The organism is Curtobacterium sp. BRD11 (genome assembly GCF_031844345.1).
Classification (GTDB): Bacteria; Actinomycetota; Actinomycetes; order Actinomycetales; family Microbacteriaceae; genus Curtobacterium.
Genome location: NZ_JAUZUZ010000002.1, coordinates 79748 through 92625 on the forward strand (window position 1 = coordinate 79748; position 12878 = coordinate 92625).

7 protein-coding genes are annotated in these 12878 nt (G+C 73.3%); 2 read left to right on the forward strand and 5 right to left on the reverse strand.

Annotated elements, in window-relative coordinates; translation table 11 throughout:
• Positions 1–139 precede the first annotated feature (139 nt).
• Together Q9R28_RS04855 and Q9R28_RS04860 are read left to right on the forward strand one after the other, a co-directional pair.
• Entirely contained in the window at positions 140–4951 is a 4812-nt protein-coding gene (locus Q9R28_RS04855) for a DEAD/DEAH box helicase (RefSeq protein ID WP_311205577.1), read from the forward strand.
• An 80-nt stretch (positions 4952–5031) separates the two neighbouring features.
• On the forward strand, positions 5032–5811 hold the full coding sequence (locus Q9R28_RS04860; protein ID WP_209684886.1) for an Fpg/Nei family DNA glycosylase: 780 nt from the start codon (positions 5032–5034) through the stop codon (positions 5809–5811).
• A 75-nt stretch (positions 5812–5886) separates the two neighbouring features.
• Here Q9R28_RS04860 and Q9R28_RS04865 read toward each other — a convergent pair whose 3' ends face one another.
• The 5 genes from Q9R28_RS04865 to Q9R28_RS04885 all read right to left on the reverse strand — a co-directional run bounded on the left by Q9R28_RS04865 (position 5887) and on the right by Q9R28_RS04885 (position 12815).
• Entirely contained in the window at positions 5887–6384 is a 498-nt protein-coding gene (locus Q9R28_RS04865; RefSeq protein WP_209684885.1) for a hypothetical protein, read from the reverse strand.
• A 122-nt stretch (positions 6385–6506) separates the two neighbouring features.
• The gene (locus Q9R28_RS04870; RefSeq protein ID WP_209684884.1) at positions 6507–8498 is read right to left on the reverse strand and encodes a glycosyl hydrolase; all 1992 of its coding nucleotides are present in this window, start codon (positions 8496–8498) and stop codon (positions 6507–6509) included.
• A gap of 84 nt (positions 8499–8582) precedes the next feature.
• Positions 8583–9323 (reverse strand): HlyD family efflux transporter periplasmic adaptor subunit, encoded by a 741-nt coding sequence (locus Q9R28_RS04875; protein WP_066657136.1) that lies wholly within the window; start codon positions 9321–9323, stop codon positions 8583–8585.
• The gene (locus Q9R28_RS04880) at positions 9320–11290 is read right to left on the reverse strand and encodes a cellulose synthase catalytic subunit (protein ID WP_311205578.1); all 1971 of its coding nucleotides are present in this window, start codon (positions 11288–11290) and stop codon (positions 9320–9322) included. Before Q9R28_RS04880 ends, Q9R28_RS04875 begins: the two co-directional genes overlap by 4 nt.
• Before the next feature lie 490 nt (positions 11291–11780).
• Entirely contained in the window at positions 11781–12815 is a 1035-nt protein-coding gene (locus Q9R28_RS04885) for an aldo/keto reductase (protein ID WP_251155178.1), read from the reverse strand.
• Between the last annotated feature and the right edge of the window lie 63 nt (positions 12816–12878).

The following is a 12878-nucleotide window of genomic DNA, read 5'->3' on the forward strand; positions in this document are numbered from 1 at the left end:
CTGTCGGTGGTGACGTGAGCTCGCGATGCGTTGTGTTCCTATCGCGATGGGTCAACGATAGATCGCTACGGATCGGCCTGTCAAGCACCCGTCCTCCCTCGGACCGCTGTCGGTGGCGACGGGCAGGATGGGACGGACCATGACGGACGTCCTCGAGCGCTTCTCCCCCGCGACCGCGGAGTGGTTCCGCGGCGCGTTCCCCGGCCCGACCGCGGCGCAGGCGGGCGCGTGGGACGCGATCTCCACCGGGCAGCACGCGCTCGTGGTCGCCCCGACCGGCTCCGGCAAGACGCTGGCGTCGTTCCTCTGGTCGATCGACCGGCTCATCAGCGCGAGCGACCGTCCGCCGGCGAAGCAGCGCACCCGCGTGCTGTACGTCTCCCCGCTCAAGGCCCTCGGTGTCGACGTCGAGCGGAACCTCCGCAGCCCGCTCGTCGGCATCACGCAGACCGCGCGTCGGCTCGGGACGGAACCGCCCGAGGTCACGGTGGGCGTCCGGAGCGGTGACACCCCGTCGTCCGACCGGCAGCGGCTCCTGCGGCAGCCGCCGGACATCCTCATCACGACGCCCGAGTCGCTCTACCTCATGCTCACGTCGCGGGCGCGCGAGACCCTGGTGAACGTCGACACCGTCATCGTGGACGAGGTCCACGCGGTCGCCTCGACCAAGCGCGGCGCACACCTGGCGGTCTCGCTCGAGCGCCTCGACGACCTGCTCGAGAAGCCCGTGCAGCGGATCGGCCTGTCCGCGACCGTGCGCCCCGCGGAGGAGGTCGCCCGGTTCCTCGGCGGCCGCGCGCCCGTGTCGATCATCGCCCCGCCGGCGCAGAAGACCTTCGACCTGCGCGTGGTCGTGCCGGTCGACGACATGACCGAGCTCGGGGCCCCGCCGGTCGGTGCCGACGCGACCGAGTCACCGACGAACGGCTCGATCTGGCCCCACGTCGAGGAACGCGTCGTCGACCTCATCGAGGAGCACCGCTCGACGATCGTGTTCGCCAACTCGCGCCGACTCGCGGAACGCCTGACGGCACGGCTCAACGAGATCCACGAGGAACGCGTGCTCGCGGCCGTCGACACGGCGGGTGTGGGCACGGCTGCGGTCGGCGCCCCGGAGGTCGTGGGCGCGGAGGCCGTGGGCGCGGTGGCCGGGTCGGCTCCCGTCACGCAGTCCCCCGGACGGGCGTCCGCGCACGCGCCCGTCGCACAGCCGAAGCGACCGCCGGCGCAGCTCGTCGGGCAGTCCGGACAGACCGAGGGCGGCGGCTCCGACCCGTCGGTCCCGGTGCTCGCCCGCGCCCACCACGGCTCCGTGTCGAAGGACCAGCGCGCGATCATCGAGGACGACCTGAAGTCCGGACGTCTGCGCTGCGTCGTCGCGACCAGCTCGCTCGAGCTCGGCATCGACATGGGCGAGGTCGACCTCGTGGTCCAGGTCGAGGCCCCGCCGTCGGTCGCCAGCGGCCTGCAGCGCGTCGGTCGCGCCGGACACCAGGTCGGCGAGATCTCCCGCGGCGTGCTGTTCCCCAAGCACCGCGCCGACCTCGTGAACAGCGCGGTCACCGTCGAGCGCATGGTCTCCGGGCAGATCGAGTCGATCTCGGTGCCCGCGAACCCGCTCGACGTCCTCGCGCAGCACACCGTGGCCGCCGGGTCGATCGACACCGTCGAGGTGGAGCACTGGTTCGAGCTCGTGCGGCGGAGCGCCCCGTTCAGCTCGCTGCCGCGGTCGGCGTTCGAGGCGACGCTCGACCTGGTGACCGGGCGGTACCCGAGCGACGAGTTCGCCGAACTCCGGCCGCGCCTGGTGTGGGACCGCGTGCACGGCACCCTGACCGGGCGTCCGGGCGCCCAGCGGCTCGCGGTGACGAGCGGTGGCACGATCCCGGACCGCGGCATGTTCGGCGTCTTCATGGTCGGCGAGAAGGCGTCGCGCGTCGGCGAGCTCGACGAGGAGATGGTCTACGAGTCCCGCGTCGGCGACGTCTTCGCCCTCGGCGCGACGAGCTGGCGCATCGAGGAGATCACGCACGACCGGGTCATCGTCAGCCCGGCGTTCGGGCAGCCCGGGCGGGTCCCGTTCTGGAAGGGCGACGGCATCGGTCGTCCCGCCGAGCTGGGACGGGCGACCGGTGCGTTCGTGCGCGAGGTCGACGCGGCCTCCGACGACGACGCGCGTGCCCGGGTCGCCTCCGGCGGGCTGGACGAGCGGGCCGTGACGAACCTGCTGACCTTCCTGCGCGACCAGCGTGCGGCGACCGGTCACGTGCCGAACGACACCACGCTCGTGGTCGAGCGGTTCCGCGACGAGCTCGGCGACTGGCGGCTCATCCTGCACTCGCCGTACGGCATGCAGGTGCACGCGCCGTGGGCCCTGGCGGTCGGCGCCCGGCTGCGCGAGCGGCACGGCATCGACGGCGACGCGATGGCGGCCGACGACGGCATCGTGGTGCGGATCCCGGAGACCGACGCGGAACCGCCCGGCGCCGACCTGTTCGTGTTCGAGCGCGACGACCTCGAGGCGCTCGTCACCGACGAGGTCGGCGGCTCGGCGCTCTTCGCCGCCCGCTTCCGCGAGTGCGCGGCCCGGGCCCTGCTCCTGCCGCGGCGGAACCCCGGGCAGCGGTCGCCGCTCTGGCAGCAGCGCCAGCGGGCGTCGCAGCTGCTCGAGGTCGCGCGGAAGTACCCGACGTTCCCGATCGTGCTCGAGACCGTGCGCGAGGTCCTGCAGGACGTCTACGACGTGCCGGCGCTGCTCGGCATCTCGGACCAGATCGCCGAGCGCCGCATCCGCCTGGTCGAGCGCGAGACCGAGCAGCCGTCGCCGTTCGCCCGGTCGATCCTGTTCGGGTACGTCGCGGCCTTCATGTACGAGGGCGACTCGCCGCTGGCCGAGCGCCGGGCGGCGGCACTGTCGCTCGACTCGACGCTGCTCGGAGAGCTGCTCGGACGGGCCGAGCTCCGCGAGCTCCTCGACCCGGCGGTCATCGCCTCCGTCGAGCGCGACCTGCAGCGGCTCTCCCCCGACCGTCGAGCGCGCGACACCGAGGGGCTCGTCGACGTGCTGCGGCTCGTCGGCGCCCTCGAGCTGGACGAGCTCGTCGCCCGCAGCTGGGTGGCCGACGCCGCTGACCCCGACGCCGCGCGTGCGACCGTCCGGTCGGCGCTGGAGACCCTCGAGCGCGACCGTCGTGTGCTGTCGTTCACGCAGGGCGGTGCGACGCGCTGGTCGGTGATCGAGGACGCCTCCCGCCTCCGCGACGCCCTCGGCGTCCCGCTGCCGATCGGCGTGCCGACCGCCTTCGTCGAACCCGTCGCGGACCCGCTCGGCGACCTGGTCGGCCGGTACGCCCGGTCGCACGGACCGTTCGCCGCGCAGGAGGCCGCGAGCCGGCTCGGCCTCGGCATCGCCGTCGTGCAGGACACCCTGCGCCGCCTGGTCGCCGACCGCCGCGTGATCGAGGGCGAGTTCCGCCCGGACCGCCAGGGCGCCGAGTGGTGCGACGCCGAGGTGCTCCGCCGCATCCGGACGAAGTCCCTCGCCGCGCTCCGGCACGAGGTCGAGCCGGTGTCGCCGGACACCCTCGCCCGGTTCCTGCCGGCGTGGCAGCACGTCCAGGCGCCCGGCACCCGCGGCGGGCTGCGCGGGGTCGACGGGGTGCTGCAGGTCATCGACCAGCTGGCCGGCGTCGCCCTGCCCGCGAGCTCGTGGGAGACCCTCGTGCTGCCGTCCCGCGTGAGCGACTACTCCACGAGCATGCTCGACGAGCTGACCGCCACCGGCGAGGTCCTGTGGTCGGGCGGCGGCACGCTGCCCGGGAACGACGGCTGGGTGCGCCTGCACCTCGCCGAGACCGCGTCGACGACCCTGGCGGAGCCCGACGGCGGCGAGACCACCGAGCTGCAGCGCGACGTCCTCGGAGCGCTGGCCGGCGGTGGTGCCTACTTCTTCCGGCAGCTCGGCCAGGCGGTCGGCAGCACGGACGACCAGGCCCTGACGACCGCGCTGTGGGACCTGGTCTGGGCCGGACAGGTCACGAACGACACGTTCGCGCCGCTGCGGTCGATGCTCGGCGGCAAGGCGAGGTCGACGAGCGCGCCGCGGGCCCGGGCGTACCGCGGGCGGCGTCGGCCGACGCTGCCGTCGCAGTCCGGTCCGCCGTCCGTGGGTGGTCGGTGGTCGATCCTGCCGCTCGCCGAGTCCGACTCGACGCTGCGTGCGGCAGCGACCGCCGAGCAGCTGCTCGAGCGCTACGGCGTCGTGACCCGCGGTGCCGTGCAGGTCGAGGGCGTCCGTGGCGGGTTCGCCGGTGTCTACCGGGTGCTCAGCCGGTTCGAGGAGTCCGGCCGGGCACGCCGCGGGTACTTCGTCGAGGGGCTCGGGGCGGCACAGTTCGCGACGAGCCCGACCGTGGACCGGCTCCGGACCTACGCACGCGACCTCGACGACGACGAGCGCGCCGACCCGGACCGCGAACGCCAGGCACTCACGCTCGCGGCGACGGACCCGGCGAACCCGTACGGTGCGGCGCTGCCGTGGCCGTCGGACGACGCCCCCGCCGACCCGGACGCCGACCCCGCTGCTCCCGGTCCCGCGGCCGACGCCGCTCCGACGGGCGCCCGCGGTGCGGCCGTCCCCGCCAGCCGGTCGACGTCGACGAGCGGTCGCGGACACCGACCGGGGCGGAAGGCCGGGGCCCTCGTGACCACGGTCGACGGCCGCCTCGCGGTCTACGTCGAGCGCGGCGGGAAGTCCGTCCTGACCTTCACCGACGACCCGGCGGACCTCGCGGTCGCGGCGCGTTCGATCGCCGCCACCGTGCGGAGCGGGCTGCGGAAGCTCTCGGTGGAGCGGGTGGACGGCGACTTCGTGCTGGAGACGCCGCTCGGGTCGGCACTGCGCGAGGCGGGGTTCACGGCGACCCCGCAGGGACTGCGGCTGCGTGTCTGACGCGACCAGGGCCTCCCGGGCGTGCGCCGGTGCACGGGACGTGACACGGCCGACCGGACGAGCCGCAGCGGAGGTGTGCCGTGCCCGAGGGTGACACCGTCTTCCGCGCTGCCCGGCGCCTGCACACCGCGCTCGCGGGCAAGGTCCTGACCCGCTCGGACTTCCGCGTCCCCGCGTTCGCGACCCTCGACCTGGTCGGACGGACGGTCGACGAGGTCGTGCCCCGCGGCAAGCACCTGCTGCACCGCATCGGCGACGTGACCGTGCACTCGCACCTGAAGATGGAGGGCCGCTGGGACGTCTACGCGCCCGGGGAGCGGTGGCGACGGCCCGCGCACCAGGCCCGGGTCGTGCTCGACGCCGAGGACGTCTCCACCGTCGGGTTCACCCTCGGGGTGCTCGAGGTCGTCCCGCGCGACCAGGAGTCCGAGGTCGTCGGGCACCTTGGCCCCGACCTGCTCGGTCCCGACTGGGACGCCGACCGGGCGCTCGAGAACCTGACGGCGGACCCGGAGCGCCCGATCGGGCTCGCGCTGCTCGACCAGCGCGTGCTGGCCGGACTCGGCAACGTGTACCGGAACGAGCTGTGCTTCCTGCGGGGGGTGCTGCCGACGCGACCCGTCGGACAGGTGCCGGACCCGGCGCGGGCGATCGCGCTGTCCCACCGGCTCATCACGATGAACCGTGACCGCAGCAACCGCGTCACGACGGGCGTCGACCGGCCCGGGCGCCGCTTCTGGGTCTACGGCCGCGCCGGCAAGCCCTGCCTGCGGTGCGGCACCCCGGTGCGTCGGGGCGAGCTCGGCGACTCGGAGCTCACGCTGCGGGACACCTACTGGTGCCCGCGCTGTCAGACCTGAGCCGGGCCGACCGGAGCCCGGGACGGCCCGCCAGCGAGCAGCACGGGGCCGCGCGGCACCAGGCCTGGGGCGGGGTCAGCGGTCGGCGGCCTCGACGGCGCAGCTCTCGGCGCGCTTCGCGGCGTCGGAGTCCGCGCTGAACGCGCTCGGTGCCGGTGACGCCGAGCGTGACTCGTCCGAGGTGGCGTCCTTCGCGGTCTGGTTCACGGCGTAGATCGTGCCGTCCCAGTCGTCGGCCGTCGGGTCGGTCGCCGTCGCCCAGATGGTCAGTTCGTCGTCGTTGGCGTCCTTGCTGTCCGACGGCACGATCGACGCGGCCAGGTACCAGCCACCGTCGCCCTCCGCCACGTTCGCGAAGTCCGTCGTGTCGTGGGGACCGACCGCGGTGCCGATCGCGTCCACGGCGTTGCTCGCGGCGACGGCGCACTCGGTCGACTGCGACTTCTGCTCGTCCCCGGGGACCTTGCCGACCGGGTCGATGTTCTGGGCGCCGCCCGGGTCGCACGCCGTCAGGAGCAGGGCGAGGGTGGCAGCGCCGAGCAGCGCGGTGGCGGTCTTGGCTCGCGTGGTCATGTGGTGGACGGTAGGCCGCGGTCCCCGTGCAGGACCCCAGGGCGTCCGGGAAGCGAACGACGGGCGGTACGCGGTCGGTGGACCGTCGTGCCGCCCGTCGGGCTCGCGCGGGGGACGGGCCGCTACGCCCGACCCTGGGTCATGATCCACGCGAGCAGGTACGACCGCGTGTTCGCCGAGTCGATCACCGCGTCCGGCAGCCGTTCCGCGTCGCGCAGGGCTGCCGCCGCGTCGGCCTTCCCGCCGAGCGCCCGGTACATGAGCAGGTAGTCGCCGAACTGGACGTCGTAGCGACCGTCCGGCACGGCCTCGTCGAGCACGCGCCCGATCTGCTGCCGGCCGCCCGCGTCGACGTACTCCGCCGCCATCGCGGGCATCGGGATGAGCTCGATGCCCGCCGGCGCCGCGGCCGCCGCGCTGAACCACGTCGCGTGGTCGCGCTTGCCGCCCCAGGTCAGCGAGACGACCCGGTGCGTGAAGCCCGGGAACGCCGACAGGTCCGGGTCGAGCACGTCGCGCTGCGCCGAGGCGGCCTCGTTCGACAGCAGCCAGGTGCCGGTGGACTCGAGCGAGGCCGACCCGGACACGGCACCCCAGCGGGCCAGGCCGTTCCACGCGGACACCGCCTCGGACGACGACTCCTGGTTGTTGCCGTCGGCGAAGGGCGAGTAGCCGGACGCCCAGGAGTGCTGCGCGTACGGGTCGTAGACGCGGAGCGCGGGGAACGACTCCGTCGCGGTCGGCGAGGCGATGTCCGCGGCGACGAGGTCCGCGACGGTGCGCCACTTCCGCACGAGGGACGCGTCACCGTCGGCCACCATCGCAGCGGCGGACAGCACGTACCCGTAGTGGAAGTGGTGGTCGTTGAACTCGTCCGAGCCGAACGACGCCTCCTGGCCGACGAGCCCGTGGACCTCGGGGTCGTAGGCGAAGCACCGCGCGGTCCTCCCGCCGCAGCCCGCCGGGTCGAACCACTGGTCGAGCTCCGCGACGACGGACGTCTTCAGCGCCGCGGCCTGGTCGTCGAGCCCGAGCGCGACGGCGAGCCGGTACAGCGTGGCGACGCGGTACAGGTCCTTGCCGCCGCCGTACGAGTCGGCCGCGTACGACGAGGCGTCGACCCCGGCGGCGTCCTGCCGGACCTGTGCGGCCAGGGTGTCCCGCTGACCGTCGGACAGGCCGGACAGGTCGAGCCGGTCGGACGGCTCGACGGTGTCGGCGTCGAAGCGCAGCGCCGTCCCGGTGCAGACCGGCGCGGGACCCGTCAGCGTCGCGACCCGCAGGTCGGTGCACGTCAGCCCGCGGGTGCCCTGGCCGGGCTGCGGCACGAGCACCCCGGCACCGCCGTCGAAGTCGTACGACAGCGTGGTGCGCTGGGACCCACCGGACGCGCTGCGCTCCAGCGACGAGCCGGAGAGCGGCCGTGCGGCCGCGACGAGCCGGGAGACCTCGGACGACGACGCGCCGTCCGGTGTCGGCAGGAGCACGACCGACCCGCCGCTGCGCAGGCGCACGCCGGACGCGGCGACCGAGCCATCGCGCACGACGACCTGCCAGGTGCGACCGCCGCCGGACATCGTCGCCGTGCCGTCGCCGGTCGGGTCGAGCGGCGAGGTGCCGGTCAGCGTCTGGTCGCGGTCGGCGGTGTAGGTCACGAGGGGCGACCCCTCGGCGACGACCGAGTGCCCGAGCACGGTGTCGCCGTCGCGGTGCTCGACGGTCACCGACACCGCGTCGTACGCCGACACGAGGGTGCTCGTCGCGCCGAGGTCGAAGCCGACCTGCGGTACGGCGCCGCCGGCGATGGTCTTCTCGGTCGCGGTCACGTCGGGCAGTCCGGCTGCGAAGCCGTGGTCGGTGACCTGCCACGAGATCGGCGTCGGGAACACCGGCTGGGGTGCGTCGCCGAACACCAGGCCGGAGAACCACCGGTTCGTCGGCGGGGTCAGTCCCTCGGCCAGGCGCATCGTGCCCACCGTCGACGACGCGACGTCGCCCAGGGCGGCGACCGCGCGTGCCTGGGCCGCCGCGTCGGTCGGGGTGGCCGACGGGGTCGGGTGGTCCGTGCCTCCCGTCCCGGTGCACGCAGCGAGCAGCAGGGCGACGGACGTCACCAGGGGGACGACCAGGAGCGTCGACCGGGAGGCCCGGCGTGCGCCCGCAGGGCGGCGGCCGGGGTGCAGGTGGTGCCGCACCGGCTACAGCCCGATCTGGCGCGAGAAGTCGCGGACGGCGTCGGTGACGCCCGCCAGCGTGCCGTCGTCGCGCAGGTGCAGGGTCGCGTCGACGGGCGTGCCCGGGCTCGTGATGCCCGACGACGGCGAGGCCGACAGCTCGGGGCTCTCGACGTCGACGGTGGTCTTCGCCCGGCCGTCGTCGTTCGTCTCCACGCTGACGCTCTTCACGGTGCCGGTGATGGTGCGGTCGTCCGGCAGGCGGAGCTCGACCTCGGCACCGTTCCGGATGCGCCCGTAGTCGCGCGCGGTGACGGTGAACTCCGAGGTGACGAAGAGGCTGTCCTCCTTGTGGATGGTGCCGAGCTCGGAACCGGCCTGCACGTACCCGCCGGTCTTCACGTCGATCTTCGCCACGGTGCCCGAGACCTCGGCCTTGAACGTGATGAAGCCGTCCTCGCCGATGTCGTACGCGCTCGTCTGCGTGTCCGCGCCGACGACGCCCTTCCGGATGTCCTGCGCCAGCTGCAGGCTCTGCACCTGCAGGAGCTTCTCGCCCTTGGTGACGGAGTCGCCCTCCTGGACGTACTCCTCGGTGACGGTCCCGCCGTAGTCGGTGCCGACGGCGTACTCCTGCGCGGCGATGGCCGCCGAGGTGCTCGCCACGGCGCTCTGACGCTGGTTGAACACGAGGGTGCACGCGGCGACGATCACCAGGACGACGACGAGGCCGCCGAACAGTCGGAGTCGGTTGGTCCAGGTCATGCGCGGGGTCCGTCCTGCAGCTGCATCGCGACGCCGGCGATCGCGGCGCGCTGGGGTTCGAGGGTGTCGGGGCGGACGACGGTCGTCCGCACGGGGCTGACCGGGGCCTGCACCAGCGGCGCGGCCGGTCGGACGGCCTCGCCGCGAGCGCGCTGCCGGTCGGCCACGCGGTTGCGGGCCTGCTCGCGGAACGCCGCGACGATGAACGCGGCGAAGACCAGCGTGTTCGTGATGTTCCACGCGGTGGCGAGCGTGAACTGCCCGTTGCCGGTGTCCCGCCAGACCGCGACCACGCTGGTCAGGGTGAGGAACACGAAGACGAGCACCTGCGGCACGATGAAGTTGAACGGTGAGGGTGTCCGTCCGCGGTCGGCACCGGTGACGTGCCAGGCCTGCTCCTTGCCGCACAGCACGTTCCAGAGCGCGCTCGCGTAGATCGGGAAGGACACCGCCGCGAGCAGGAGCGTCTCGTAGCGGAACGAGCCGAGCGCGTAGAAGGCCAGCACCACCTGCATGAGGTAGAACCCGAGGTAGAACAGCACCCACTCGCCCGCCCCGATCGACAGGTTCATCGGGCGGAGGTCGAAGAAGATCTCGAGCGGCGGCACGAGGAGCAGGAGCCCGGGGACGATGCCCGTCAGGTAGAAGCTCGCCGTCACCAGGTACTGCAGACGCTGGTCCATCGTCAGGCGGTGCTTCGGGTTGAACGGGAAGTGCGTCAGCAGGATCTCGAACCCGCCGGTCGCCCAGCGCAGCTGCTGCTTCGTGAAGCCCTCGATGGTCTCGGGAGCGTCGCCGACGGCGAGGGTCATCGGGATGAAGACCGACTTCCACCCGCGCTCGTGCAGCATCAGGCTGGTCCAGACGTCCTCGGACTTCGAGTCGGTGTGCATGCCGCCGATGTCGTCGATCGCGCTGCGGCGGAAGATGACGTTCGTGCCGACGCAGAACGCGGCGTTGAAGCGGTTCCGGCCGGGCTGGATGAACTTGTAGAAGACGGTCTGCATGTACCCGGCGCCGCGGGACACCAGGTTGTGCAGGTTGCCGTAGGTCTGGGGCGTCTGCACGAACGCGATGGTGTCGTCCGCGAAGAACGGCACGGTCTCGAACAGGAACTCCGGCTCCGGGACGAAGTCGGCGTCGAACACGGCGTAGTAGTCGCCCTTGGCGAGGGTCAGGGCGTGGTTGATGTTGCCGGCCTTGGCACCGTGCGACGACAGCCGGCGGACGTACCGCGCGCCGAGCCGGGCGGCGAGCGCCTGGACCTCGTCGCTCCGGCCGTCGTCGAGCACCCACGTGCGGTGCTCGCCGCGCATCGCGACCGCTGCCCGCACGGTGGCGGCGATCTTGGACAGTTCCTCGCCGTAGACGGTGATGAAGACGTCGACCTCGACCTGACGGCCCCGCACGTGCATCGGCCAGCGGTGGGGCTGGTCGGTGAGCCCGTCGCGCTCGATCGTGTCCCGGTCGAACAGGGTGTCCTGCGTGTGGTGGAACGCGAAGTCCCGCGGGTCGGCACCGCCGGACAGGATCGTCCACATCGACAGCAGCGCCTGGCCGACCAGCACGCTCTCCGCCACGATCACCAGGCCGTACGGCAGGAAGTCGCCGCGGTTCGCGGGGTCGAGCAGGAACACCGCGTAGGCCATCACGCCGAGGGTCGCGACGAGCACGATGAGCACCATGACGGGGCTGTGCGCGCGGCTCTCGGAGCGGGGTCGCACGTGCCCGACCTGCTCGGCCTGCCGGCGTCGACGGGCGCGCTCGCGGTCACGCGGGGTGAGCGGCTGGGGGAGCGGCTGCGGCGGGAGCGCCTGCTGCTGGAGCAGTCGGGGCTGCTGGAGCTGTCCCGTCTGCTGCGGCTGAACGGGCTGGGCCGCGTCCGGGGACTGCGGCTGGGCGCTCCGGCGGTACTGCGGGGTGCTGGCGTCCGGGCGTGCGCGACGGACGTCCGTTGGTGCGGACATGAGGATCTCCTGTCGGGTCGGGAGAAGCTCGCGGCCCGCAGGCAGGGACGCCGACGGGTCGCGAGACGGGCGTCGGCGACTGTGGCGACATGGGCCCGGACCGTCGGGATGGGTCCGGCTCGGCGAGGGACCAGGGATCCTGCGCCGGGGAGGTCGCGACCGAGGGTGCGGTCGCGGTGTTCGGTGTGTCGAGAGCGGTCGTGCGACGACGGCCCGTGCCGTCGGTCGAGTGCGACACTACGACCCGCTCGACGCGCTCGGGTGTCCGTCGTGTGAATCCCGCAGGACCCCGCTGCTTCTTGCGGTTTCCCGCATCACCGCGTTGCGGGATCGGGTGGGGGCGCCGACACTCCCCTGCTCCCCCGCTCCCCTGCTCTCTCGCTCTCTCGCTCTCTCGCTCTTTCGCGAGACGCAACGAGGGCGGCTGCTCGCAGCGGTACAGCGCTGCGAGCAACCGCCGGGGTTGCGTCCTGCGGAGGGCGAGGCGGCGTCAGGCGGCGGAGCGCTCGGCGGCCGGACGACGGCGGAGCTCGGGTCGCAGGAGCGCGGGCGGCTGGTACTGCTGGTCGAGCCGCGTGACGTCGGTGCCCGGCGGGACGATCGCGTCGATGCGGTCGAGCACCTCGTCGGAGAGTGCGACGTCCGCCGCCGCCAGCAGGTCGTCGAGTTGTTCCACCGACCGCGGCCCGATCAGCGCGCTCGTCACGCCGGGGTGGGCGATCGCGAACGCGAGGGCGAGGTGGGTGGTGGGGATGCCGGTCTCCTCGGCGAGGGCGACGACCTGCTCCACGGCGTCGATCCGCCGGTCGTCCTGGTCGTGGCGGAACATGCCCGCCCGCGACAGGTCGTTCTGCTGTCCCCGACGGAAGCGCCCGGTCAGCATGCCGCCGGCGAGCGGACTCCAGACCAGCGCTCCCATGCCGTAGCGCTGGGCGACCGGCAGGACCTCGCGCTCGATGCCCCGGCTGAGGATCGAGTAGGTCGGCTGCTCGGACCGGAAGCGCTCGAGACCGCGACGCTCGGAGGTCCACTGCGCCTCGACCTGCATCGATGCGGGGAAGTCCGACGAGCCGATCGCACGCACCTTGCCGCTCCGGACGAGGTCGGTGAGTGCGGACAGGGTCTCCTCGAGGTCCACGGTGTCGTCGGGGCGGTGCGCCTGGTAGAGGTCGATGTGGTCGGTCTGCAGGCGTCGGAGCGAGTCCTCGACCGCCGTGGTGATCCAGCGGCGGGAGTTGCCGCGCCGGTTCGGGTCGTCCCCCATCGGGCCGTTGAACTTCGTGGCGAGGACCACGTCGTCGCGCCGGCCCTTGATCGCCTTGCCGACGAGCACCTCGGACCCGCCCTGCGAGTAGCGGTCGGCGGTGTCGATGATGTTGATGCCGGCGTCGAGCGCGCGGTGCACGATGCGGATGGAGTCCTGCTCGTCGCCGTTGCCGATGCGACCGTCGGTGCCGAGCATCATGGCGCCGAGCGCGAAGGGGCTGACCTGGATGCCGGTGCGGCCGAGGGTGCGGTACTGCATGGTGGTGCCTCCTGTCGGTGGCGTCCCGAGGCCGGTCGTCGTAGGCTGGCTCGAAGCGGAACG